The organism is Geomesophilobacter sediminis (genome assembly GCF_016458275.1).
Lineage (GTDB): Bacteria > Desulfobacterota > Desulfuromonadia > Geobacterales > Geobacteraceae > Geomesophilobacter > Geomesophilobacter sediminis.
This window is the reverse complement of the sequence record NZ_JAEMHM010000026.1, coordinates 29,070-53,819: the sequence shown is the minus strand read 5'-3', so window position 1 is coordinate 53,819 and position 24,750 is coordinate 29,070. Positions and strand designations below refer to the sequence as shown.

Here is a 24,750-nt window from a genome sequence, read left to right as displayed (position 1 = left end):
ACAGAGCGGCCCCTTGGCGGCCATCCCGGAACCAGCACCACAAGCGAGAATTTCACTTGCATTATCGGCCACTTACAGTTTTTTCGTTTTAGGCATCCGGCTTGGTACGGCCGTTGTAATGGTAGTGATCAACAACGCCACTACAAGGGGGAACTGAAAATGGCATACCGCGACCGTAGCTCCAAGGAAAAATCAGGTGGGTTCGACTACTGCATCATGGAGGTGAGGCTCCGCAAGAAGAACGCCCCTGCCGATGCCAGGGAAGACAGCCGGATCATGGTGGTGGACAGCCACTGGGATACGCTGCGATTCGTGCAGGACAACATGGAAGAATGCGTAGGGAACATCGTGAAGCTGAAGCGGCTCCAGGTGAAAGACCAGAAGCGCGTGGTCGAAGACAGCTCGGCACTTTTTCGGGACAGTTTAGAGCCGCTGGTCGACGCGCTGGCCCAGACCAAGGGTTACGGGGTAATGGACAAGCTGTCCGCCTCGCTCAAGAAGGCCCTTCTGCTCATGGTGATGACCCGCTACCAAAGTGACTGGGACAAAGCCTGCCAGGTTCTCGGAATCTCGCGGGAAAAGCTTGATACAGAGCTCAAACTCTGCGGTGTAGCACGATAACATTTACCCCCTTCAGGCGTTGCAGAGCGGCGGCTCCCCGCCGCCGCTCTACCTTTCAAACCTGAAGCGCCCCGCCAAAACCGTCTTCGTCCGGCTCGCCTTTTTTCACCCAAACAACGATAAAAGCCACCGTACGTACCAATTCCTGAACCTACCTGTCGGCGAGGAACGACATTTCTGTCGCGACTTACCCAGCCGGTTGATGGATGAATTACGCCACTCGCCGCGACCGCCGGCATTTGTGGGAGCGCCTTTCCAGGCGCGATCAGCAGCCGTCAATCGCGACAAGAATGTCGCGCCTTCGATAACGGACCGGAGTTGCCTTCCTAGTGGGAGCGCCGTTCCTGGCGCGAACCGCCGGAGGCGGTGACCTCGGTTGCGGTTGTTCGCGCCTGGAAAGGCGCTCCAACAGGGGTAGGCCCCCTGGGAGACAAGATCGGCGGCATCCAGAGACGACCGTCAGAAATGATCGTCTTCGCTATAGCTCGGCATCTCTTTGAACCACTCCGGATGCCGCTTCGCCTGCTCCAAGGCCGCCTGCGCGGTTTCAATCAGCCGCTCCCGGTCCTTCGGGTAGCTTCCGGCCAGGTTGAGGAAGTTCGAGACGTGGTTGGAACGGAGGATGGTATGCTGCGGGGTCAACTCCTTCAGCATCGCCAGCGCCTCTTCGATCACCTCGCCGTGGCTCAAGGGCCGGATCGAACGCAGGTAATCATCGTTTTTGCGCAAGAACATGGTCAAAAGCGAGAAGTATTCCGGTGAAAGCTCGCTGACCCAGCGCGCCGTCGCCGCCGCGTGCTCCGCACTCCGCTCCTTCCCTGCCAAACCCAGAATCGCCGTCACCGAGAGCTTCATCCCCGCCTGTTGCGCCTTCCGGCAAAGCTCCAGCATCTCCTCCGGACCGAATCCCTTCGCCACCCGCCTCAGCGTTTCCGCATCGCCGCTTTCCAGGCCGAAATAGAGGATGCGGAGCTTCTTCGCCTGCAGCATCTCCAACTCCGCCACCGATTTCGTCGTCAAGCTGTTGGGGGAGGCGTAGGCGCCGATTCGAGTCAGCGCCGGGTAGGCGCGGTTCAGGGCATCGAGGATGGTGACCAGCCCCTCCTGCGGGTAGACCAATGCGTCGCCGTCGGCGAGAAAGACGCGCCGGATCCGCGAGCGGTACTGCGCCGGGATCGACTCGATCTCGGCCAGGATCTCCGGAACCGGACGCATGCGGAACCGTTTCGACTTGTACATGCCACAGAAAGCACAGTTGTTCTGGGAACAACCGATGGTGATCTGGAAGATGAGGCTTTGCGCCTCGGAAGGAGGCCGGTACAGCGGCTCCGAGCAGTTGAACATGAAAAAGCCCTCAGTCGGGTGCGATGGAAGGCATCAATGTAACATCTCAGCCCCTCAACCTTCAAGAGGAGCCATCCCGGTTCTGCTCTTGGCAAGGTGAGAGCGCCTACCGTGCAGGCGACTAATTTACTCTTCAGGTTCTCCCCACCACCTTCCGGATCTCCTCGACGATCTCCGGGTTCGCCAATGTGGTGGTATCCCCCACCTGCTCGCCGCAGGAGAGCGCCAGCAAGATCCGGCGCATGATCTTGCCCGAACGCGTCTTGGGCATGTCCGGTACGATCACCACCGATCTCGGCCTCGCTATGGCGCCGATCTCGCTCACCACCGCATCCGACAGGCGCCGGCGCAGCTCGTCGGTTGGTTCCACCCCCGGCTTGAGGGACACATAAATCTCGGGGACCCGCCCCTTGATCTCGTCCGGAACCGGCACCACCGCCGCCTCCGCCGCCTCGGCTACCGTAAGGGCTGCCGACTCGATCTCCTTGGAACCGAGCCGATGCCCGGCGACGTTGATGATGTCGTCGATCCGCCCGAGGATCCGGTAGTAGCCGTCCGATTCCTGGGTGGCGCCGTCCCCGGTCATGTAGGGCCAGTCGCGCCAGTCGGTGCTTTCCCGGTTGCGGCAGTAACGCTTGTAATAGGCCTCGACGAAACGCTCCCGGTTCTTCCAGATGGTCTGCATCCTTCCGGGCCACGGGTTGGCGATGCAGATGTTGCCGGCCCGCCCGGATCGCTCCGGTATGACGTAGCCTTCGTCGTCGTAAATGACCGGATAGATTCCCGGCATCGCCGGCCCGGTGCTCCCCGGCTTCATCGGGTGCAGTGCCGGCATGGTGCTGGTGAGAAAACCGCCGGTCTCCGTCTGCCACCAGGTGTCGACGATGGCCGCCTCATCCTTCCCGACCACATGGTAGTACCAGCGCCATACCTCCGGCTCGATCGCCTCGCCTACCGTCGTCATCAACTTGAAGTGATAGTCGTACTTCTCCGGCTCATCGGGCCCGGCCCGGCGCAGCCCCCGGATGGCGGTCGGCGAGGTATGGAAGATGTTGACGCCGAGGTCCCGGGCAATCCGCCAAGGGCGCCCGGCGTCCGGCCAGGCAGGGAGACCTTCGTAGACCACCACCGATGCCCCCAGCGCCAGCGGTCCGTAGACGATGTACGAGTGACCGGTAATCCAGCCGATGTCCGCCATGCACCAGTAGACGTCGCCGGGGTGGATGTCCAGGACACTCCGCGCGGTACCGGCGACATAGCTTAGGTAACCACCGGTGCTGTGCTGGCAACCTTTGGGCTGGCCGGTAGTGCCGCTGGTGTACATGAGGAACAGCGGATCGTCGGCATTCATCTCCTCCGGTGCGATGCGCTGGCCGCGGAAGTCTTTCAACAGCTCGTTGACCAGGAAGTCGCGCCCCTCAACCAGGGGAGTCGGACTGGAATAGCGTCCCGGATGGCGCTGCCAGATCAGGACCTTGTCAATCTTGAATCCCGCTTTTTCGGCGAGCGCGACGGCGGTATCGGCATGAGCCTTGTGGTCGAGGAGCTTGCCGCCCCGGTAGTAGGCGTCGGCCGTGATGAGCACATTGCTTTCGGCGTCGGCCGCGCGGTCGGCCACGCTCTTCGCGCTGTAGCCGCTGAATACCTGGGAATGGATCACCCCGAGCCGGGCGCAGGCGAGCATGACGATGGGAAGCTCCGGGATCATCGGCATGTGCAGCGTCACCCGGTCGCCCCGCTTCAGCCCGGCGAAGTCGCGCAGCAGCGCGGCAAATTCATTTACCTTTACGTAGAGTTCCTGGAAGGTTACGTGCTGGATCGGTTCGTCCTCCGGTTCCGGGACGAAGTGGAGGGCGGCCTTGTTGCGGTGATCGGCGAGGTGGCGGTCGACGCAGTTGTGGCTTACGTTGAGTTTTCCTCCGGCGAACCAGCGCCAGAAGGGAGGATCGCTGGTGTCGAGCACCCGGTCCCAGTGCCGGTACCAGTCGAGCAGTTCGGCGTATTCGGCAAAGCACCCGGGGAAGCGGGCCATCTCGAAGCGCCGGTAGATGCTGCGGTCTTTTTCATTTGCCTGTCGGATGAAAGATTCCGACGGATGATAGTATTCCTCTTCCTGCCAATGGACAGCGATTTCCGCTTCGGAAACGCCCCTTTCTTTTTGAGTACGCATAGTTAACACCACCTTTGCCCATTATAGACCGATGGTGTTTTAAATAGGAATTTTCTGCAGTCAGAAGCGATGGAGGTTTAAGAGGAAGGGACTTTGAGACTTTGGGGGGAGGAAATGACGGTGCAGGAGCGGTATTCCAGCCGCGATCTTCAACCTTAATCGCGACAAGTAACTCGCAGCGCGAACAAGCCGGCAGTCAGCAGATAAAAGCGGAATCCTGAATCAGCGCGGATGCGGCGCAACGCTGTGGGAGCGCCTTGCCAGGCGCGATCAGCCGCGGGCCGATCGTGCCGGCAAGGCGCTCCCACAGTAGATGACGCTAGTTATTTTCTGCGCCGGTTTCCGGTTTGGACGTTTCCATGCGACTGGTAGTCGGATCGGACGCCGTCTCGTGCCCGGTGCAAAGTTGCGGATAGTTGTCCCGGCGCGACTCCATGGTTCGCGGTGCTGCCTCGGGAGGAGGATGCAAGGTTTGCAAAGCGTGACGCATGGTCCGCACAGTATCCTGAACGGTGTTCAGGCTCTCCAGAGGATCATCTGCACGACATTCACCTGCCACAAGGACCATTGCCAATAAAAGTAAATAACGCATCGTCGGCCTCCTCTCAAAATGGACGCACACACATTATCACTCGTTAATATCTAATGCAATGGGTACTTTATTAAAACTGGGGAAATTTTTGGGGCACTGTCTCAACCGTTTGTTTTCACAGACCCAGCTTATCTTTTGAGTGGTGCTGCGGGCAGGGGCTTGGGGGCTGGCTGACAGAGCGCGGTCCTTATGCCAATCCGACCGATGAGCAACCGGTACCGGTACAGTCTACGGCGGCACGGTGCCGGGTCAAGGGACGGATCATATTTAACGCTATAGTCACAGGCCGATCCTCACCCTGTCCGTTGCCGCGCCGAAAGGCCCGCTCCAGGCACAGAAGCCAGGATGAATGATCGTTTTGGTCTAACCAAGACAAATCCCCCCGCGTCCCCCCTTCGCAAAGGGGGGACGCGGATTCTCGAGCAGCGCTCCATGGGTATGTACTGAAGGTTCCCTGCAATTCCCGGAAGACCCAAAAGAAAAGGGGGCCCGAAAGCCCCCTTCTTTATTGCATGTTGTCCCGGAGATGTCGGCTCGACCAAAGGCAGGTATCCCTAGCCCCTAGTCCCTAGCCCCCAGCCCCGATTTTCGCCTGCCTGCCCTTCCCTACTTCAGCCGGTCGGCGTAGAGCGGGAAGCGCTTCATGAGCGCGTTGACCTGGCCCTTGATCTCGGCGAGTTTCGCCTCGTTCTCGACGTTGGCCAGGACGTCGGCGATGAAGCCGGCAACCTGCTCCATCTCGGCTTCCTTGAGGCCGTGGGTGGTGGCGGCCGGAGTGCCGATCCGGATCCCCGAGGTGATGAACGGGGACTTGGTGTCGAACGGGATGCCGTTCTTGTTGACGGTGATCCCGGCTTTGTCCAGCGCCTCTTCAGCCACCTTGCCGGTCAGCCCCTTCTCGGTGAGGTCGACGAGCATCAGGTGGTTGTCGGTGCCGCCGGAGGTGAGCTTGAACCCTTTGGCCATGAGTGCGCCGGCCAGCGCCTTGGCATTCTTCACGATCTGCCCCTGGTACTGCTTGAACTCGGGGGTGAGCGCTTCCTTGAAGGCGACCGCCTTGGCGGCGATGACGTGCATGAGCGGGCCGCCCTGGATCCCCGGGAAGATGTTGGAGTTCAGGGTCTTGGCGTAGTCCTCGCGGCACATGATCATGCCGCCGCGCGGTCCGCGCAGGGTCTTGTGGGTGGTGGTGGTCACGAACTCGGCATAGGGTACCGGGCTCGGGTGGAGACCGGCGGCAACCAGGCCCGCGATGTGGGCCATGTCGACCATGACCACCGCGCCGACCTTGTCGGCGATGCGGCGGAAGGCCTCGAAGTCGATGATGCGCGGGTAGGCGCTCGCGCCGACCACGATCATCTTCGGCTTGTGCTCGACCGCGAGGCGCTCGCACTCCTCGTAGTCGATGGTCTGGGTCTCGCGGGAAACGCCGTAGGGGACGATGTTGAAGAGCTTGCCGGAGAAGTTGACCGGGGAGCCGTGGGTCAGGTGCCCGCCGTGGGCGAGGTTCATGCCCAGCACGGTGTCGCCCGGCTTGAGCACCGAGAAGTAGACCCCCATGTTCGCCTGGGAACCGGAGTGGGGCTGGACGTTGACGTGGTCGGCTCCGAAGAGCTCTTTGGCGCGCTCGATCGCCAGGGTCTCAACCTCGTCGACATAGTGGCAGCCGCCATAGTAGCGCTTGCCGGGATATCCTTCCGCATACTTGTTGGTGAGGACGGAACCCTGCGCTTCGAGGACGGCCGGGGAGACGAAGTTCTCCGAGGCGATCAGCTCGAGGTTGTATTCCTGGCGCTCCGTCTCCTTCCTGATGGACTGGGCCACTTCCGGGTCAAATGTTTCCAGTACGGACATTGCTCTTTCTCCTAACGTTTACGGTATTTCCGGTGGTAAATGAAAACGGGACCACAGGAGTCCCGTTTTGTTTCAGCTATTTGTTGATGCTTCCGGTTCAGGCATGCAGCCCGAGTTCCTGCTCCAGGGCAGCGATCTTGTCCAGCCGGCCCTGGTGGCGGCCGCCGGCGAACTCGGTGTCGAGCCACGCCTTCACCATGTCACGGGCGAGCTCGGCGGTGATCACCCGGCCGCCGAGGACCAGGATGTTCGCGTTGTTGTGCTCCTTGGCCATGGTCGCCATGAAGACGTCGGTGGCCAGAGCCGCCCGGATCTTCGGGAACTTGTTGGCGACGATGGACATCCCGATCCCGGTGCCGCAGACCAGGATCCCCTTTTCCGCCTTCCCTTCGGAGACCTGACGCGCCAGCTTCACCCCGAAATCGGGGTAGTCGACGGAATCGCCATTGTTGGTCCCCAGGTCCTCGGTCGCCAGACCGAGTTCCGCGAGAAGCCCCTTGATCGCCTCTTTCAGATCCAGACCGCCGTGATCGCTTGCGATGACAATCATGCTAGACCCTCTTGAAGAGCAGGCTGGCGTTGGTGCCGCCGAACCCGAGGGAGTTGCTCATCGCGTACTCGATGGTCGCCTGGCGCGCGGTGTTCGGGACGTAGTCCAGGTCGCACTCCGGGTCGGGCGTGGTGTAGTTGATGGTCGGCGGAACGACACCGTTTTTCATCGCCATGAGGGAGAAGACCGCTTCGATGCCGCCGGCCGCGCCGAGCAGGTGCCCGGTCATCGACTTGGTGGAGGAGACCATCACCTTCTTCGCGTGGTCGCCGAAAACGGCTTTGATCGCCATGGTCTCGTACAGGTCGTTGAACGGGGTCGAGGTCCCGTGGGCGTTGATGTAGGTGACCTGCTCGGGGTTGATCCCGGCGTTGCGCAGGGCCATCTTCATGCAGCGCGCCGCGCCTTCGCCACCCGGAGCCGGAGCGGTCAGGTGGTAGGCGTCGCCGGAGAGGCCGTAGCCGACCACTTCGCCGTAGATCTTGGCGCCGCGCTTCTTGGCCGCCTCGTACTCTTCGAGGATCACGATGCCGGCCCCCTCGGCGAGGACGAAGCCGTCGCGGTCCTTGTCAAAGGGACGGGAGGCGCGGGTCGGGTCGTCGTTGTTGGTGGAGAGCGCCTTCATGACCGCGAAGCCGCCGATCCCCAGCGGGGTGACGGTGGACTCGCAGCCGCCGGCGATCATCGCGTCGGCGTCGCCGCGGGCGATCATGTGGTAGGCGTCCCCGATGGAGTGGGTGCCGGTGGCGCAGGCGGAAACCGACGAGACGTTGGGCCCCTTGGCGCCGAAGCGGATCGAGATGTGCCCCGGAGCGAGGTTGATGATAAGCATCGGGATGAAGAACGGGGAAATCTTCTTGTAACCGCCTTCGAGCAGCGCCGAATGGTACTTCTCGATGGCCGGAAGCCCGCCCAGACCGGCGCCGACCAGGACGCCGACGCGCTCGGCGTTCTCATCGGTGATCTGAAGCCCCGAGTCATCCATGGCGAACTGCGCTGCAGCCAGCGAGTACTGGATGAAGAGATCCATCTTCTTGATCTCTTTCTTATCGATGAAAGCCTCTGCGTCGAAATCCTTCACCTCGCCCGCGATCTTGACGGGAAGGTCGGAGGCGTCGAACCGGGTGATCGGCGCAATACCGGACGTGCCGGAGGTGATGGCCTCCCAGTTTTTGCTGTTACCGGTACCAAGCGGGGATACGACCCCTACCCCGGTGACGACAACTCTTCTCATACACTCGACTCCTTTGAATCAAAAGCGTAGCGCCGCCGTTGCGGCACAAGAAAAAGGGGTAGTGAACTCCCCTTTAGGTGCTGCCGCTCGCGGCGGCGCGAAAAAGGGGAAGTGAACTCCCCCTTTGGCTGCTTGTTAGGTGTGATCGGTGATGTAGTCGATCGCATCCTGGACGGACTGGATTTTCTCGGCGTCTTCGTCGGAGATCTCGATTTCGAACTCTTCTTCAAGAGCCATGACCAGTTCCACGGTGTCGAGCGAGTCGGCGCCCAGATCGTCCATGAAAGAGGACTCGTTGGTAACCTGTGCCTCGTCAACCCCAAGCTGCTCAGCAACTATTTCTTTGATGCGTTTCTCTATCGAAGCCATCTATACTCCCTCCATTTGATTTGGTTGTCCTTGTGCGAACGTCCCTGATTCATAGCATGAAAAAGGGAATTTGCAAAAGCATTTTTGGGTATTGCATTATTACAGCGATTACTTACATGTACATCCCGCCGTTGACCGAAAGTACCTGCCCGGTGACGTAGGAAGCCCCGGCGGAAACGAGATAGGAAACCGCGCAGGCGATGTCTTCGCTCGCCCCCAGTCGTCCCAGCGGAATCTGCTCCTGCAGGGCCTCACGGGCCTTTTCCCCGAGCGCCTCGGTCATGTCGGTCTCGATGAAGCCGGGGGCGACCGCGTTCACGGTGACGTTGCGGCGGGCGAGCTCGCGGGCGACCGACTTCGTGAGTCCGATCATCCCCGCCTTGGAGGCGCAGTAGTTCGCCTGCCCCGGGTTACCCATCTCGCCGACCACCGAGGTGATGTTGACGATGCGCCCGTAGCGGGCCTTGCTCATCAGCTTCGCCGCCTCGCGGGTGCAGGTGAAAGCGCCCTTGAGGTTGATGTCGAGCACCTGGTCCCAGTCGGCATCCTTCATGCGGAGCAGGAGGCCGTCCTTGGTGATGCCGGCGTTGTTGACCAGGATGTCGACCTTCCCGAAGGCGGCGACCGCCTCCTTGAAGAGGCCTTCGACCTCCTCGGTGACCGAGACGTCGACCTTGAGGGCGAGGGCCTTGCCGCCGGCGGCGATGATCTCGTCGGCGGTCTTCTGGGCGCTCTCGATGCTGGTCGCGGTGACGACGAGCGCCGCGCCTTCGCCGGAAAGCTTCAGCGCGATGGCGCGCCCGATCCCCCGGGAGGCCCCGGTTACCACGGCTACCTGACCGGAAAGGCTCACTGGGCACCTCCGACGACGGCTTTCAGGGAGGCGAGGTCCTGGACGTTCACGGTCTCGACTTCCTTGTTGATCCTTTTCACCAGGCCGGCAAGCACCTTGCCCGGGCCGATCTCCACGAAGGTGGTGACGCCGGAGGCGACCATCTGCTGCACCGACTCGTCCCAGCGGACCGGGGAGCAGACCTGCTCGACGAGGAGGCCCTTCACCCGGGCGGGATCGGAGTACGGTTTCGCCTCGACGTTGCTCACCACCGGGGCGGCGAACTCGGAGACGGCGATCGGGGCGAGCGCCTCGGCGAGGCGGTCGGCAGCCGGCTTCATCAGGGCGCAGTGAAACGGTGCGGAGACCGGCAGCAGCATCGCCTTGCGGAAGCCCTTACCCTTGGCGATCTCGATGGCACGGCTGATGGCGGTCGCGTGGCCGGCGATGACGATCTGGCCCGGGGAGTTGAAGTTCGCCGGGGAGACCACCTCACCCTGCGCCGCCTCGGCGCAGATCTCGGCGATGGCGTCGGCCTCGGCGGAGAGGATCGCGGCCATGGCACCAAGTCCTACCGGCACCGCTTCCTGCATGAAGGTGCCGCGGGCACGGACGGTGCGCAGCGCGTCGGCAAACCCCATGGCGCCGGCGGCGACCAGAGCCGAGTATTCGCCCAGGGAGTGCCCGGCGAAAAAGGTCGCGGCCATCGGGCTTTCGCCTTTGAGCGCGCGGAGTGCGGCAACGCTGGTGGCGAGGATGGCGGGCTGGGTGTTGGCGGTGAGCTTCAGATCCTCTTCCGGGCCTTCGAAGCAGAGCTTGGAGAGCGAGAAACCGAGGGCGTCGTCCGCCTCCTGGAAACTTTCCTTGGCGATCTTGAAGTTTTCCGCCAGCTCGCGCCCCATTCCGGCGAACTGGGACCCCTGGCCGGGGAAGATGAAAGCATAGGTCTGCATGGATGTACCCTTTCTTTCGTGAAATTGTCTGCTTGGGATTTGGTCAGGCCGGCGCGGAGGATCGCCGGAACAGGAAACTAGCTCGCTTCCTGCTCGCGGTCGCGAGCTCCGGGGAAGCTCTCGGTGAGCTTCTCCGCCATCTGGTCGTTCACCCCTTTGAGTGCGTACTCGTAGGCAAAACGGATGGCGTTTTTGATGGCCTTGGTATTGGAACCGCCGTGGCAGATCATGCCGACCCCGTTGATCCCGAGCAGGGGCGCCCCGCCGTACTCGGCGTAGTCGACCGTCTTCTTGAAATTGGCGAAGGCCTTGCGGCAGAAGAGGTATCCGATCTGGGAGAGGAGGCTGGCCTTCATCTCGGCGCGGAGCATCTTGCCCACGGTCTCGACCAGGCCCTCGGAAAGCTTGAGGACGACGTTGCCGACGAAGCCGTCGCAGACGACCACATCGACCATGCCGTTGAAGATGTCACGCCCTTCGACGTAGCCGACGAAGTTGAGGGAGGTTTCGCGCAGGAGGGCACTGGTTTCGCGGGTGAGCTCGTTCCCCTTGCTCTCCTCTTCGCCGTTGGAGAGGACACCGATGCGGGGGGAAGCCGCACCGAGGACGCAACGGGCGTAGACCTCGCCCATCACCGCGAACTGGACCAGGTGGATGGGTTTGCAGTCCACGTTGCCGCCGACGTCGAGCACGAGCGTCTTGCCGACCATGGTCGGGAAAAGCTGGGCGATCGCGGGACGGTCGATCCCCTTCATCCGCTTCAGCACGAACATCCCCGCAGCCATGGTGGCCCCGGAGTTGCCGGCGGAAACGACCGCCGCCGCCTCGCCGTTTTTGGCGAGTTCGAAGGCGACCCGGATGGAGGAGTCCTTCTTCTTGCGCACCGCGTCGGAAGCGGAGTCGTGCATGCCCACCACTTCGCTGGCGTGCTGGAACTCGATGTCGAGCCCGGTGACGTCGTAGCGAGAGAGTTCGGCCTTGACCCGTTCCAGGTCACCGACCAGCGTGATCGGCACGCCAAATTCGCGTGCGGCGGCAACCGCCCCCTCGATCTCGACGTGGGGGGCGTTGTCGCCCCCCATCACATCGACAGCAACTCTCATATTACCCCTGGAGACAGCCACTTCAGGGATCGCTTACAGCTGTTCGGCGTTGAGAACCTGACGGCCCTTGTAGGTGCCGCAGGAAGGGCAGACGCAGTGGGGAAGTTTGGGGGCCTTGCACTGAGGGCACGTGGAAACGGTCGGAGCGGTCAGGAAGTCATGCGCCCTTCTCATGTTCTTGCGGGATTTGGATGTTTTCTTCTTGGGTACAGCCATGATTACTCTCCTTTTTACTTGTCTATCTTCAGGTCTTTCAGCGCACTCATTTTAAGATTGACCCCTCGGCGGTCGCAGCCGCACTCGCCCTGGTTCAGATCGGCGCCGCAGTTGGGGCAAAGCCCTTTGCAGTCGTCGGTACAGAGCGGCTTGTAAGGGATCTCCATCATGACCTGCTCGAAAATCTCGTTAGCCATGTCGACCTCGTCCCCGGTAAAGGGAACCGAGATCAGCTCCTCCTCGGAAAGCTCGACCTCTTCGTCGCCCGACATCGTGCCGCCCGGCGTGTAGAAGATGGTGAACTCGGAGGAAAGGTCGCGCTCGAAGTCGGCCAGGCAGCGGGAGCAAGAAAGCGCCACCCGGGTTTCGACCTTGCCTTCGGCACGGAGGTGGTCGTACTCCCAATAGGCCTGGACCGCGACGTTCACCGGAGCGATGAACCGGGCTTCACCGGCATCCTCCAGCTCGACCAGAGCGGGGTAGTGCGATGCCGGCTCCGACTCTGCGAGCTGAAGCGTTTTCTTCTTGGCATCCTCAACGCGAATCTTCACGTAATACCCCCGCCACTTTTTTCAAAGCACCTCAGTATATAGATCGCGATTTTTTTGTCAAGGCAAAAGGTGGACGACGAAAAAGAGGGGGGATGCTGCCCGGCATCGGCGCTGAGGCCCTTGCGGCGGCCGGATCAGAGCGAGCGACGGATGCATCTGGTCCCTCCAATCGGTCCCGGCGCGGTCAGCTTCGGCCCCGGAGCTTGGGACCGGAAAGTCCTTACCGCCCCTCCATCCGGTAATCCACGCTGAGCCCCTCCCCGGAGCCGGAGAGCTTGCCGAGACCGCTGGCGGCTCCCTCCACCAGGAGTTCCCAGGGCGGCCCCTTTTTCTTTTTCGGGGGGCGGATCAGCTCCGGCTCCCCCTTGATCCCCGCCAGCCGCCCCGCCTCGGCGATGGCATCCTGGAGCGTGCCCAGCCGGTCGACGAGCTTCACGGCGAGCGCCTGCTCCCCGGAGAGGATCCGGCCGTCGGCCACCTCCCGCACCTTCGGCTCGGGGAGCCTTCTTCCCTGGGCCACCGCCCGGACGAACTGCGCATAGGTGCTGTCGATCACCCCTTCCAGCATGCTCCGCTCCTCGGAAGTCATCTCGCGCACCGGGGAGCCTACGTCCTTGAACTTGCCGCTTTTGAGCGTGAACGCCTTCAGCCCCACCTTCCCCATGAGCCCCTCGACGTTGGAGAACTTCATCAGGACGCCGATGCTCCCGGTGATGGTCCCGGGGTTGGCGTAGATGACGGTGGCGGGGGCGGCGATGTAGTACCCCCCGGAGGCGGCGACGGCTCCCATGGAGACCACCACCTTCTTCTTGGCGGCGAGCTTTTTCACCTGCTCGTAAATCTCCTGGGAGGGGCCGACCACCCCGCCCGGGGACTCGATCCGCAAAACCACCGCCTTGGCCCGGTCGTCCTTCTCCAGGGCCCGCAGTTGGGTGACCGTCTCCTGGCCGTCCACAATCACCCCTTTCACCTCGACGTACCCCACCCCCTCCCCCATCGAGAGACCGTCCCGGTCACCGAAGAGGATGGTGGCGACCCCGACGCAGACGATGAAGAGGAGGGCAAGCCCTCCGGAGATGACGATTACCCAGCGCAACCATCCCCTTTTCATGAAACCTCCGAATTAGCTCTTGTCATTTATGAATACGCAGCTCATTATCAGCGGCAGCGATACAGATTACATAAAAAAGAGGCGGTGCCAAGGGGGAACCGCCTGCGGGGACTCATGAGGATTCTGGTACTCTCGGACAGCCACGGCAACTACGGTCGTGCCCTCAAGGCGCACGAACTGGCCGGTGCGGTCGATCATGTGGTGCATCTTGGCGACGGGGAAGAGGATGCCCGTCTTTTGGAGGACGTCCTGGAAATCCCGGTGCTGCGGGTGGCGGGGAACTGCGACCTGGGATCGCGCCTGCCGCAGGAGCGGCTGGTCCGCTTCGGGAACACCCCGGTTCTCATCACCCACGGCAACCGCTACCATGTGAAAGGGGGACTGGCCCATCTGGCCCGGCGCGGCAGGGAAGCAGGCGCCGCCGTCGTCCTTTACGGCCACACCCACCTCGCCCAGGTCGACCAAGACGACGAAATCTTGCTGATCAACCCGGGAGCGCTGCAGGGGAACCGGGGGAGCTACGCCATCGTCACCATCGAAGCGGGCCGGATCGAAGCCGAGCTCTTCTCCTTCGATTGAGCCTTCAGCAGCCGCAGCCGCAGTTGTGGCAGACCCGGCGGTTGTGATCGTCCGGCGGCACCGTCTCCGGGGCGAACGCGATCCGGTTCACCGCCTTGCGGATATCCTCCAAGGGATCCAGATTCTCGCTTTTCCCGATCACGTGCCCGACGCAGACGTTGCTGATCCCGTCGCAGGGGGAGCCGATGCGGACCGCATTGAGCAGATCCACGTAGCTGTTCACCTCGATGACGTGCTCCGGGTTCTCGCGCGCCTCCAGGGTGATCCCGTAGCGCTCCAGCTCGCCGGCCAGTTCCTCGAAAAAGGGGAGAAACCTGGCATCGGCCAGCGATTCCCCCCACTCCCCCCGTTTGTGCACCCGGGCGTACCGGGTCAGAAACATCTTCTTCGCCATATCTTATATTCTCTCCCGGCCGATCACCCTCCGGCCGCCTTTCTCTGCATGGAACTGAAGATCATGTCGAGGACCGCCTTCTGCTTGGCCTCGTACTTGTTGAGCACCGCCAGACAGGTCCCCATCGGAAAACGCTCGTGCAGGTAGTCCGAATCCCGCCCCGAGAGGATCACGATCCGGTTCTTGTCCAAGCCGGCCTGGATCGCGTAATTGAAGATCTTGGTCCCGTCCAGCCCCGGCATCTCGAGGTCGACCAGCAACAGGTCCACCTGCTGCTCCTTGAGCGGCACCAGGGCCGCGAACGGATCGGTGCAGGTCTGCACGTCGAGCAGGGGATAGAGCGACTCAATCTTCTCCTTCAGCTTTTCCAGGAAGAGCGCGTCGTCGTCAACGATCAATATCTTTCTCATCTACACCTCGGCCGCGTCACTTCAGCACCTTGGTGGCAGCGGCAAGCACCGGGAAGGGAACGTGGAGATCGAGGCTGCGGGCGACCTTGAGGTTCACGACCAACTCCACCTTCTTCGGGGTGATCACCGGCAGCTGCCCGGCTTTTCTTCCGGCGAGGATACGCGCGGCATAGTCGGCCGCCGCCTGTCCCTGCTCGGCCGGGTCCGCCTCCAGGGAAATCAGCGCCCCCCGGGCGGCCCCTCCCGGCATCAGGGTCAGGACCGGAATCTTCTGTTCGGTGGCGCGGTGCACGATCTTGTCGAAGCCGCGGCTGGCCGCGGTGCATTCGGACACGTAGATGTAGTCTACCTTAGCGGCGAAGAGCGTGGCAAGCCCCTGGTCGACCCCGGTCCGCCCCCCCAGGTTCACCGCGGTCAGCGCGGCGCCCAACTGGGTCGCGATCCGGGTCATCTCCCGAAGCTGCACCAGGGCCCCCTCCTCGCGCGCGTTGTACAAAACGCCGATGCTGCGCACCGTCTTGAGTTCGGAGGCGGTCTTCACCAAGGTGACCAGCGGGACCTTCGAGCTCACCCCGGCCAGGTTCTTGCCGGCCGATTGCATGCTCTTGGCGACCCCGGCCTCCACCGGGCCGTAGACGTCGGCAAAGACGATCGGGATGTCCGCCGCCTCCCGGACCGCAACCGCGGTGGCCGGAGCGCCGTAGGTCACGATCAGGTTGGCGCCGATGGCGTTGAACTTGCGGATACTGTTGGCCCAGGAGATGGGATCGGGGTTCGGGGTCTGGGTAATCACTTCCACGTTGCTCTGGTCGTAACCCTTGGCCACCAGAGCCTTCATGAACGCCTTGTGCGCATCGCGGTAACGCGGCAGGTCGCAGGTCAAAAGGACCGCGATCAGCTTGTCCGCAGCGATGCTGCTGCCGCCGGGAAGCAGGCAGCAAAGCGCCAGAAGCAGTAATGCGATTCGGAAGAGTTTCAGAAGCCGCCCCTCTACCACTTGGAAGAAAGATACGCAACGACACTGTGCACCGTGCCGTTGTAATTGCTGTATACCACGTTCTTTTCGTTGTAGTCGCGCAGGATGTACTCGATGCTCGCGCTGACGTTATTGGTGAAGCGGTATCCCCCCCGCACCGAAACCCGCGAGATGGTTGTGTTCTGCGCGGTGAGTTCCCGAATGCCGGTGGTGTCCACCGCGAGCGGGTTGGTGTTGGCCGGATCGATGGCCACGCCCTGCGGGTCAAACGACGATGCCGACCAGATCCGCTGCAGGTCCAGCCCGAGATCAAAGCGCTCCGTTACGTTGGCGCTCGCCCCGATCCCGGCGACCCGCGCCCGGCTGGTAAAGCTGGAGCCGACCTGGGTTGGGCTGAAGGAAGTGAAGTAGCTCCCTTGGTCCACGAAGGTGTGCAGGTAGGCGTACTGGGCCGTGAGGTTGATGCGCTCGGTCAGGGCGTACCAGAGGTTGGCACTCACATTCTGGCTGCGGCGCTCCCGCATCGAGGTCAACTCCATGGGGACCAGCGGCCCCGGTTGCAAGAGGAAGGCGAAGCGGTTCGTGTCGTCGTTCCACTCACGTTTCACGATGGCGTTGGCACTCATCCCCCAGCGCCGCCCGGTGTAGGCGCCCAGCACCTCGCCCTGGTGCTTTTGCTGAAAGGAGTTCCCGTAGGCAGGGTGGTCGGTGGTCTGGTAGATGTACTTCGCCGTGACCCGCGAGCCGCGCAGCGGCCGGTAGAGCAGCGCCAGCGATCCGGTCTGGGTGGCGCTGTTTTCCGGCAGCGCCCAGGTCGTCGGGGTCGGCAGGGACGAGACGTTGGTCCGGCTCACCATCTCGCCCCGGTACTCGCCGGTCAAGGATAGGTTCAAGGCCGGCCGCACCGAGAAGGTACCGATGAACAGGTCCTTGGTGCTCTCCACTCCCGGCTTCGGCTCACCCGGCCCGAAAACGGTGGTCCCCAGGGTGCCGAAACCGTCGCGGTCCAGGTCCTGGCGACGGTACTTCAAGGCGGCGGTGAATTCCTTGCAGGGGGTGTAGGTGAAATCCCCGGCCACGTTTTGCACCGTGGTACGGCCGTTGTCTCCCCCGACGGCACCGGCAAGGCCGGAACGGTTTTCCCGGATGGCGACGCTGTATGACGCGCTCCCGACAATGCCGTCGGAAAGGGTGGAGTGGGCCTTCACGGTGTGGGACATGAAGCGGCTGTCCGGATTTTCGTTGTGCACCAGGGAATGCACCCCTCCCCCCGAACCGACGTCAAACGGGTCCACCGGAGGGGGCTGACGGTCCTCGAAAACTCGGATCTGAAACTGGTAGATCAGGTCGACCCAGCCCAGGTGCGCGTCAAAACCGACGCTCCCTTCCTGGGTGACCTGGTTCTCATGGCGCGGACGGGCGTAGACGGTGTTGGCGGCATTATCGAAGCTGACGTCGGCAAACCTCTGCTGCACGTCCCCCTCGCGCACCAGCCTCCAGTACCCCAGGTTCACATGCAGGGGAAAGTCGTGGAGCCGGTACCGGAAGGTGGCGAGGTCTTGGGAGACGCCGATGCCGTATTGAGTAGACGGAGAGTCCCCCTGAACCGAGAGGACGGAAAAGTTGGCAATCGGGGTGATCGGGTTAGGAGAGGGAAGATTCGGGTTCTGGCCAACGAGCAGCTGCCGGTCCAGGTTGTGGAACAGCGAATCGGTATGCAAATGGACCCGATAATCGCCGCGGTAATCGTAGTAGAGGTCGCCGTTATATTCCTTCTCGTTGAGGAAGTCCCCTTCGAGCTCGAAGCTGCGGTCCTTTTCCAACCGGCGGAAGAACAGGCCACCGCTTTTGCTGGAGCGGAGCAGGCCATAGTCGAGGGCGCGCCCGCCGAACTTTTCGGTGCTCAGGAAACGGTAGCCGAGATACCCCCCCTTTTCCTCCCGGATTTCCGCGGCATGGTCCTCGTCGGTGCCGGCAGCGGGGTCACCGCTTTCGGTCCGTGGCAGTTCGCGAATCGGCTCCTTCTGTTCCGCCGGCTCTCCCTGCGCCAGCGCCGGAAGAGCCGGAAACGCGGCAAAGAGCAGCAGAAACAATGCGCGGCGGGCAAGTTCGGGGGGTCTGATCACCGTTTTGCTCCTTTACAGGCTCACTGACGCATGCTACCCAGGCCGGCGCGGCCTTGGGAAGGGGTATCGGTACCGTGGATCTGCGAATGGCAGTCGGTGCACCGGTTGGTGAAAAGTTGCTTGGTCCCCGGGCTGTTATTCGCCAGGTGACCGGTGTGGCACTGCAGGCAGAGAAACGGCAGCGCCGCGTTCAGGAGCGGCCGGTTCACCGAGCCGTGGGGGGTGTGGCAGTTGAGGCAGTTCTCGGTGACGTCACCGTGCTCGAAGGCGAAGGGGCCCTGCTTTTCCATGTGGCAGCGGGTGCAGGTCTCCTTCGGATTGTTCCCCTTGAGGAGCTTGTCCTGGGTGCTGCCGTGGACTTCGTGGCAGTCGGTGCAGGCCATCTTCTTTTCGCGCAGGGGATGGTGCGAATAGAGGTTGTTCTCGGCGCGGACGTCGGGATGGCAACGGAAGCAGAGCTCGGCCATTTCGGTGCGGCTGACCTTCTGCTGCGGCCCGCGGTGCAGAAAATGGCAGTCGAAGCAGCTCACGTCGTTCAAGGCATGGCTGCTCGCGTTCCAGTGGGAAAGTGCCGGGGTCGAGGCGGCGGAATGGCATTTGAGGCAGATGAGCGACTGCGCCATCGGGGGGAGGTGCCGGATGTCGAGGAGTTTGCCGTAGTCGCAGGGTTTCTTCAGGAGGGTGTTCTTCTCGGGGTCGTCCTCGAGCTTTTCGATGGCAAGGCTCCCCGGACCGTGGCAGGACTCGCAGTTGACCAGGGGAAGGCCGGTTTCCGGCTTGATCTGTTCGCCGTGCACGCTGTGGCTGAAATCGTCGGTGATCTTGTCGTGGGCGTGGCAGCGGGAGACGCAGTTCGCGGTCCCGACGTACTCGGCGTCGAGCCGCCCGACGATCATCCGCTCGTACTCCCGCATGGGAAGCAGCGACCGGCTCTGCTTCAGGTCAGCGCAGGAGGCGCCGAGCGCGCCGATAAGCGCGGTAAGCAGGATCAGCTTGATGCGGCGAGCGCCGGAGCTTTCAGCCATCTACTCTCCCCTGATTCCCTTGGTCGTGGTGTAGATAAAGCCCCGCACGATCGGATTCTGGCTCCGCTTGATTTCCGCGGGGGTCCCCACCTCGACGATGGTGCCCCCGTGCATCATCGCGATCCGGTCCGAGATGTACAGGGCGAAATTGAGGTCGTGCGTGACGATGACCGTGGTATTGCGGGTGGTTTCCTTGAGCTTCAGGATGGTGTTGGCGAGTTCGTCGGTGGTGACCGGGTCGAGCTCCGCGGTCGGCTCGTCGTACAGGATCAGGTCCGGGTTCATCGCCAAGGAGCGCGCAATGGCCACCCTTTTCTTCATGCCGCCGGAGAGCTCCGAGGTCTTCAGATCCTCCTTGCCCGCCAGGCCGACCATGTCGAGCTTTTCCCGGATGATCTCGCGGATGCGCTGTTCCTTGCAGACCCGCTTCTCCCTGAGCCACAGGCCGACGTTCTCGCCGACGGTCAGGGAGTTGAAGAGGGCCGAGGACTGAAAGACCATGGAATAACGGTAATCGCGGGCGGAGGTCTTTTTCTCGCCGAAGATGGGGATCCCGTCGACGAAGATCTGGCCGCTGTCGGGGCTCTCCAGCTTCACGATGTGCTTGAGGAGCACGCTCTTGCCGGTACCGGACGGACCGATGATGCTGAAGGTCTCCCCGGCGCGGATCTCGAGGTTGATGTCCTTGAGCACGTGGGTCTCGCCGAAGTACTTGTTCAGCGCCTCCACCTTGATATCTACCCCCCTGGTCTCCAGGAGGTTTGCTGAGCTCTCGTCCTCGTGAAAAAAGGATCCGGCCAGGCCATGCATGAGCTTCGCGAACACGCGGGTTCCTTTTCCAGGTGAATGCCCCGTCCGTCCGCGTGCACTGCGGAAGCGGGCCGGGTGACCCCCATGGGGAGGGGTGCTGCATAGTACCAGACAAGCGCCGCTACTGGCAAGCGGGAATGTTTATAATGGCTAACCGAAGTTTGGCCAAAGCAATGAAATGGATGGGAATGAAACAGCCAGCGGATGCGGGAAACATCTGAGGGGCACCAACGGTGACTGAAACAGTTGAGGGTGCTGCCAGAAAGTGCGGCAGAGGAAGGAAAACCAGGAGCGGTGGGAACTAAAAGAGATACGGGGAGCGGTTGACGAAAAGGCGCCGGCGGCGGTAGATGAACAGGTTGAGCAGGATGAGCGCGAAGGTGGCGGCCAGGGTGTTGAAACGGAGCGACTCCTCGGGAACCGGGGTTCCGGCCAGGGTTTCGATGGTCTTCGCGGGAACCAGCGCGAGATTGACCAAGGCGTTTCCGATGTCGATCAGGTTGTAGGCAAGGAGTAACCACCAGGTAAGGAGCTGGCGTTTCAGAATTCCGAGGAGGAGATAAAGGGAGAGGATGGTGTCGGCAATCACCATCGCCTGGGCGGTCGTCCCCGAGTAGATCCGCCCCATGAAGATGAACGGATCGCCGTAGCTCGAAGCGGACAAAAGGAGAAAAAAGAGGTAGACCGCGGCCAAGGCGCCGAGCCCCAGGGGCGACGTTTTCTTGTAGTCCATCGTCCCCTCCCTGGTACCGGGCTACCCTCTGGAGAGCCGGTTGTGCTCCTTCAGGATGCAGCGGTCCATGACCACGTCGAGACCGGCTTCCTCGCCGCGGCGGCGGGCCGGTTCGTTGACGATCCCTTCCTGCATCCAGAAGACCTTGGCGCCTTTGGCAATCGCCTGTTCCATGATCTCCGGGACGAACTCGGAGCGGCGGAAGACATCGACGATCTCCACCTCACCCGGGATCTCCGAGAGTTCCGGATAGCAGCGCTCGCCGAGGATCTCGGCGCAGGCGGGGTTCACCGGGATGATGCGGAAGCCCGCCCGTTGCAGGTACGCGGCGACCTCGTGGCTCGGCTTGCCGGGATCCGGCGAAAGCCCCACCACCGCCACCGTGCGATACGTGTTCAGTATTTCTTTGATGTCGGCCATAACGACCCCCGTTGGGCGATGAGCATCCGGCAATGAGCAACGAGCGCAAAACCTGATGCTGGTTGTAGTCATCTCGAACGAGTACTTGATGCTACAGCTGTGAAGCCTCTTGTCAAACCGGGACTGCTTCTCTGCTCATTGCTCTCTGCTCATTGCATTGCTCACTGCACCGTCATCTCTTCCTCATCCCGCTGATGGTAACGAAGAAAAAGATCACCGCCATTACCCCCGCAATGAAAAGCCAGTCCGCCGGGCTGTATCCTGCCATCGATCCCTCCTGCCCTTAAAGGTTGTCCAGGGCCTGCTGCGCCTCGGCAAATTCCGGATTGATCCGCAGTGCCTGATTCAGGAAATCCCGTGCCTCTCCCTTCGAGCCGAGATCGAGGCAGCAAAGCGCCAAAAGGTACGGGATCTGCGGCAGCGGGAACTCCATGCAGAAATGGGCGTCGGCCATCACGTCGGTGAGAATGGCGACCGCTTCATGATAGGAACCGGCATCCTTGAGGCTCACCGCACCGGCTATCGCCTGCAGGTAGTCGACCGCGGGAACCTTGGGAAGTTCCCGGGCGGCGATCTTCTCCAGGCGCGCGTGCAAGTCGGCGGCGGCTTTCGGAGCCACTTCCGGCACCAGCTTCTGCCACAGCTGCGCCGCAGCCTCGTACTTGCCGAGCAGGAAGGAGACTTCGGCCAGATCGGAGATTCCCTTGAGGTTGCCCGGATCGAGCTCAAGCCCCTTGCGAAGGTAACGCTCCGCCTTGAACAGGGTAACGGTACAGTTTTCCAGGGCCGAGAAGGTCACCCCGATTTCGAGGAAAGAGGCGCCGGTTTCCAGCGGGAACTGCGCGTTCTCCGGCTCCATGAGCGCAAAGATCTTCAGGTAGTTGATCCGGCGCTCGAGGTAGGGAGGATCGACCTCCTTTTCCCCCAGCATGATGATGTGTCCGGCCAGCTCCGAGAGGTAGTGCGGGTACCCCTCCTTGATCAGGCGGGCATAGGCGGCGGCATGGTGGCAATCGGGATCGCAGCGCAGCGCATGGTACAGGCCGCGGCCGACGGCATCGTAGGAGGGGAGCTCGCCTTCGAGCGCATCGTGATCCGCCTGGAGCAGCGGGATCGGGAGAGAGCCGTAGTTGAGCTCGACCTTCCCGTCCCGGGCGGTAAGAACGGCGTCCGCCGGCGCCTCATAATATACAATGCCCACCATCGGGGTCGTTTTGCTGTCTATGGTCGTTCTCCTTCCGGCGGCCCGGCTGACTGCGCCCGGCCACCCGTGATCTTCGCTGAATTTAACTTTTCGATGCTGCGAGGTCAACGGTTATTTCCCCTGCCTACTTTTCGGGCACGGTGCTGCCTTTTTAGGCAGCACCCGGAACCTGCCCGCGGGCACCCCGGCAGCCATTCCCCGAACTTTCAACCACTTACCGTTTTGGCCAAAACCTTGCTTGCCCGAGGCGTCCTTCCTCAACGACGAGGCGGCCATTTACCAACGGAGGTAATACCACAGATGTCCATGTCAGTTTTAGGCAGCAGCAGCGACGTACTTTTCCTCATGCTCGGCGCAGTCATGGTTTTCGCCATGCATGCGGGTTTCGCCTTCCTGGAGGTCGGAACGGTCCGGAAGAAGAACCAGGTAAATGCCTTCGTCAAGATTCTCACCGACTGGTCGGTCTCCACGGTCGTCTACTTCCTCGTCGGTTTCCCCATCGCCTACGGCATCAACTTCCTCAAGCCGGTCAAGGATCTCCTGGGCAACACCCAGGGGTATGACATAACCCACTTCTTCTTCCTCCTCTGCTTTGCCGCCTGCATCCCGGCCATCATCTCCGGCGGGATCGCCGAGCGCGCCAAGTTCTGGCCGCAGGTCTTCGCCGGCGCCATCTTCGCCGGCCTCACCTACCCGTTCTTCGAGTCGATGATCTGGGGGCAGAACACCTCCCTGCTGCAGGACCTCTTCAAGAAGATCGGCGGCGCCGAGTTCCATGACTATGCCGGTTCCGTGGTGGTCCACTCCATCGGCGGCTGGCTCGCCCTCCCCGCGGTGCTGATCCTCGGACCGCGCATGGGGCGCTACGTGAGCAAGAAATCGCACCCGATCCCGATCAGCAACATCCCCTTCCTCGCCCTGGGCTCCTGGATCCTGGCCGTCGGCTGGTTCGGCTTCAACGTCATGAGCGCCGGGCATCTGGAGAAGATTTCCGGCATCGTCGCCGTCAACTCCCTCATGGCCATGGTCGGCGGGGTGCTGGCGGCGCTGGTCGCGAGCAAGAACGACCCGGGCTTCGTGCACAACGGCGCGCTCGCCGGTCTCATCGCGGTCTGCGCCGGCAGCGACATCATGCACCCGCTGGCGGCACTGGCCACCGGCGCCATCGCTTCGCTCATCTTCGTCTTCGGCTTTCATATCGAGCAGGAGAAACTCCGGATCGACGACGTGCTCGGCGTCTGGCCCCTGCACGGGGTGATCGGCTCCTGGGGCGGGATCGCGGCCGGCATCTTCGGCAACGAGGCGCTGGGGGGACTGGGCGGCGTCACCTTCGTCTCGCAGTGCCTGGGCACGGTTGCCGCCGTGGCCTTTGCGCTCCTCAACGGCTTCATCGTCTACGGCGTCCTCTCCAAGACGGTGGGCATCCGCCTCACCCCCGAAGACGAATTCGCCGGGGCCGACCTTTCCATCCACCAGATCGGCGCCTACCCCGAGGATCACATCCGCTAATCCACTACCCTCACAAATACGCTGCAGTAAAAAAGGCCCCTTTAAGGAGCCTTTTTTATTTTGAATTTTTTTAAATTACAGGTATATTTGCCGGGAATGAATTCGTCTTAATTACCGGAGAGGGTCTAGAGACATCATGAAAGTACACCTCGGAGAGCTGCTGGTCGATTCCGGCATCATCACGATGAAGACCCTGGAGCGGTCTCTGGAGCGGCAGAAGGGCTCCGGAAAGAGGCTGGGGGTCGTTCTTGATGAGATGGGTGTGATCACCCAGGAGGAGCTTGCCGAAGCCCTGGGAAAACAGTTCAACTTTCCAATAGCAAAGGAAATGGCTTCCCGCGAGTTTTCCCCCGACCTCCTCGCACTCATCCCCGAAGAAATCGCCTACCAAAGACTGGTGTTCCCGCTGAAGCACGAGGGAGACCTTTTGACCGTCGCCGTCACCGACCCGTTCGATACCGAAACGCTCGAATACCTGGCCCAGAAGACTTCGCTTAAGATCCTGGTCGAGCTTGCCACCCGCGACGACATCATGGCAGCGATCCGGCAGCACTACCTCAACGGCGAGGCGGGCCCGTCTGAGGCAGGTGCGCACAAGGTCCTCATCGCCGACGGGTCACCCCAGGTAACCTCCAGCATCGAGTCGGCGCTGATGCGGGAAGGGTATGAGGTGCTCACCGCCAACGACGGCGTTGAGGGGCTGCGCATCGCGTTCTCGCAGAAGCCGGATCTCATCCTCTGCGACGCGGTGATGCCCAGGATGGACGGTTATGCCCTGATGCGCGCCATCAAGGCCAACCCCGCCACCCACGCCATCCCGATGATCCTTCTCACCTCCAAAGCCTCGCCGGAGGAGGAACACCGTGCGCTGAAATCAGGGTTCCAGGATTTTATCGCCAAGCCCGCCATGGCCATCCGGGTGGTGGCCCGGGTGCACCGCGCCTTCGAGATCGTAAACCAGCAGGATTAACCTAGATAAAGCAGCCGCCGAACCCACGGGGCCGCGTTCAGCTCAGATCCGCCAAGCGGAGAGAGCAGGACGCGGCCCTCACGTTTTTGCGGGG

General features: G+C 62.1%; 26 protein-coding genes. 4 read left to right on the top strand and 22 right to left on the bottom strand.

Features of this window, described 5'->3' with window-relative positions; all coding sequences use genetic code 11:
* Positions 1–159: 159 nt before the first annotated feature.
* Complete coding sequence (locus tag JFN93_RS23205) at positions 160–621, top strand: hypothetical protein (RefSeq protein WP_199386771.1); 462 nt, start codon at positions 160–162, stop codon at positions 619–621.
* Positions 622–1,080: 459 nt separating this feature from the next.
* On the opposite strand, the gene JFN93_RS23200 is transcribed toward JFN93_RS23205, so the two are convergent.
* The 13 genes from JFN93_RS23200 to sppA all read right to left on the bottom strand — a co-directional run bounded on the left by JFN93_RS23200 (position 1,081) and on the right by sppA (position 13,500).
* Positions 1,081–1,965 carry a radical SAM protein gene (locus JFN93_RS23200; protein WP_199386770.1) on the bottom strand — a complete coding sequence of 295 codons (885 nt, stop codon included), beginning with the start codon at positions 1,963–1,965 and terminating at the stop codon, positions 1,081–1,083.
* A gap of 133 nt (positions 1,966–2,098) precedes the next feature.
* Positions 2,099–4,135, bottom strand: coding sequence for an acetate--CoA ligase (gene acs / locus JFN93_RS23195; RefSeq protein ID WP_199386769.1), 2,037 nt, complete (start codon positions 4,133–4,135; stop codon positions 2,099–2,101).
* 319 nt (positions 4,136–4,454) lie between these two features.
* Positions 4,455–4,727 (bottom strand): hypothetical protein, encoded by a 273-nt coding sequence (locus tag JFN93_RS23190; RefSeq protein ID WP_199386768.1) that lies wholly within the window; start codon positions 4,725–4,727, stop codon positions 4,455–4,457.
* A 606-nt stretch (positions 4,728–5,333) separates the two neighbouring features.
* A complete protein-coding gene (glyA, locus tag JFN93_RS23185; RefSeq protein WP_199386767.1) occupies positions 5,334–6,581 on the bottom strand; it encodes a serine hydroxymethyltransferase in 1,248 nt (415 codons plus the stop codon).
* Positions 6,582–6,678: 97 nt separating this feature from the next.
* The gene (rpiB, locus tag JFN93_RS23180; RefSeq protein ID WP_199386766.1) at positions 6,679–7,131 is read right to left on the bottom strand and encodes a ribose 5-phosphate isomerase B; all 453 of its coding nucleotides are present in this window, start codon (positions 7,129–7,131) and stop codon (positions 6,679–6,681) included.
* Position 7,132: 1 nt separating this feature from the next.
* Positions 7,133–8,365, bottom strand: coding sequence for a beta-ketoacyl-ACP synthase II (fabF, locus tag JFN93_RS23175; protein WP_199386765.1), 1,233 nt, complete (start codon positions 8,363–8,365; stop codon positions 7,133–7,135).
* Between the two features lie 135 nt (positions 8,366–8,500).
* The gene (gene acpP, locus JFN93_RS23170) at positions 8,501–8,734 is read right to left on the bottom strand and encodes an acyl carrier protein (protein WP_012531540.1); all 234 of its coding nucleotides are present in this window, start codon (positions 8,732–8,734) and stop codon (positions 8,501–8,503) included.
* A 112-nt stretch (positions 8,735–8,846) separates the two neighbouring features.
* Positions 8,847–9,587: a 3-oxoacyl-[acyl-carrier-protein] reductase gene (gene fabG, locus JFN93_RS23165; protein WP_199386764.1), complete on the bottom strand. Its 741-nt coding sequence runs from the start codon at positions 9,585–9,587 to the stop codon at positions 8,847–8,849.
* Positions 9,584–10,519: an ACP S-malonyltransferase gene (gene fabD, locus JFN93_RS23160; RefSeq protein ID WP_199386763.1), complete on the bottom strand. Its 936-nt coding sequence runs from the start codon at positions 10,517–10,519 to the stop codon at positions 9,584–9,586. The genes fabG and fabD overlap by 4 nt, the downstream gene beginning before the upstream one ends.
* A gap of 77 nt (positions 10,520–10,596) precedes the next feature.
* Positions 10,597–11,622 (bottom strand): phosphate acyltransferase PlsX, encoded by a 1,026-nt coding sequence (plsX, locus tag JFN93_RS23155; protein WP_199386762.1) that lies wholly within the window; start codon positions 11,620–11,622, stop codon positions 10,597–10,599.
* Between the two features lie 33 nt (positions 11,623–11,655).
* Positions 11,656–11,838 carry a 50S ribosomal protein L32 gene (rpmF, locus tag JFN93_RS23150; protein WP_199386761.1) on the bottom strand — a complete coding sequence of 61 codons (183 nt, stop codon included), beginning with the start codon at positions 11,836–11,838 and terminating at the stop codon, positions 11,656–11,658.
* Between the two features lie 14 nt (positions 11,839–11,852).
* Entirely contained in the window at positions 11,853–12,389 is a 537-nt protein-coding gene (locus tag JFN93_RS23145) for a YceD family protein (RefSeq protein ID WP_199386760.1), read from the bottom strand.
* A gap of 220 nt (positions 12,390–12,609) precedes the next feature.
* Positions 12,610–13,500: a signal peptide peptidase SppA gene (sppA, locus tag JFN93_RS23140; protein WP_199386759.1), complete on the bottom strand. Its 891-nt coding sequence runs from the start codon at positions 13,498–13,500 to the stop codon at positions 12,610–12,612.
* Positions 13,501–13,614: 114 nt separating this feature from the next.
* On the opposite strand from sppA, the gene JFN93_RS23135 reads away from it, so the two are divergent.
* Positions 13,615–14,079, top strand: coding sequence for a metallophosphoesterase family protein (locus JFN93_RS23135; protein ID WP_199386758.1), 465 nt, complete (start codon positions 13,615–13,617; stop codon positions 14,077–14,079).
* Positions 14,080–14,083: 4 nt separating this feature from the next.
* Here JFN93_RS23135 and JFN93_RS23130 read toward each other — a convergent pair whose 3' ends face one another.
* The 9 genes from JFN93_RS23130 to JFN93_RS23090 form a co-directional block, all read right to left on the bottom strand.
* Positions 14,084–14,473 (bottom strand): hypothetical protein, encoded by a 390-nt coding sequence (locus JFN93_RS23130; protein ID WP_199386757.1) that lies wholly within the window; start codon positions 14,471–14,473, stop codon positions 14,084–14,086.
* A gap of 23 nt (positions 14,474–14,496) precedes the next feature.
* Positions 14,497–14,883 (bottom strand): response regulator transcription factor, encoded by a 387-nt coding sequence (locus JFN93_RS23125; protein ID WP_199386756.1) that lies wholly within the window; start codon positions 14,881–14,883, stop codon positions 14,497–14,499.
* Positions 14,884–14,899: 16 nt separating this feature from the next.
* Positions 14,900–15,880: an ABC transporter substrate-binding protein gene (locus JFN93_RS23120; protein ID WP_328754565.1), complete on the bottom strand. Its 981-nt coding sequence runs from the start codon at positions 15,878–15,880 to the stop codon at positions 14,900–14,902.
* Positions 15,874–17,985 (bottom strand): hypothetical protein, encoded by a 2,112-nt coding sequence (locus tag JFN93_RS23115; RefSeq protein ID WP_199386755.1) that lies wholly within the window; start codon positions 17,983–17,985, stop codon positions 15,874–15,876. Before JFN93_RS23115 ends, JFN93_RS23120 begins: the two co-directional genes overlap by 7 nt.
* Before the next feature lie 20 nt (positions 17,986–18,005).
* On the bottom strand, positions 18,006–19,010 hold the full coding sequence (locus JFN93_RS23110; RefSeq protein ID WP_199386754.1) for a DmsE family decaheme c-type cytochrome: 1,005 nt from the start codon (positions 19,008–19,010) through the stop codon (positions 18,006–18,008).
* Entirely contained in the window at positions 19,011–19,835 is an 825-nt protein-coding gene (locus JFN93_RS23105; RefSeq protein ID WP_199386753.1) for an ABC transporter ATP-binding protein, read from the bottom strand. It abuts the gene before it with no gap.
* Positions 19,836–20,121: 286 nt separating this feature from the next.
* On the bottom strand, positions 20,122–20,553 hold the full coding sequence (locus JFN93_RS23100; RefSeq protein ID WP_199386752.1) for a hypothetical protein: 432 nt from the start codon (positions 20,551–20,553) through the stop codon (positions 20,122–20,124).
* 21 nt (positions 20,554–20,574) lie between these two features.
* Complete coding sequence (locus tag JFN93_RS23095; protein ID WP_236021932.1) at positions 20,575–20,973, bottom strand: CoA-binding protein; 399 nt, start codon at positions 20,971–20,973, stop codon at positions 20,575–20,577.
* 283 nt (positions 20,974–21,256) lie between these two features.
* Complete coding sequence (locus JFN93_RS23090) at positions 21,257–22,177, bottom strand: hypothetical protein (protein WP_199386750.1); 921 nt, start codon at positions 22,175–22,177, stop codon at positions 21,257–21,259.
* 300 nt (positions 22,178–22,477) lie between these two features.
* On the opposite strand from JFN93_RS23090, the gene JFN93_RS23085 reads away from it, so the two are divergent.
* Both JFN93_RS23085 and JFN93_RS23080 read left to right on the top strand, forming a co-directional pair.
* A complete protein-coding gene (locus JFN93_RS23085) occupies positions 22,478–23,686 on the top strand; it encodes an ammonium transporter (RefSeq protein WP_236021931.1) in 1,209 nt (402 codons plus the stop codon).
* 136 nt (positions 23,687–23,822) lie between these two features.
* A complete protein-coding gene (locus JFN93_RS23080; protein WP_199386749.1) occupies positions 23,823–24,656 on the top strand; it encodes a response regulator in 834 nt (277 codons plus the stop codon).
* Positions 24,657–24,750 lie beyond the last annotated feature (94 nt).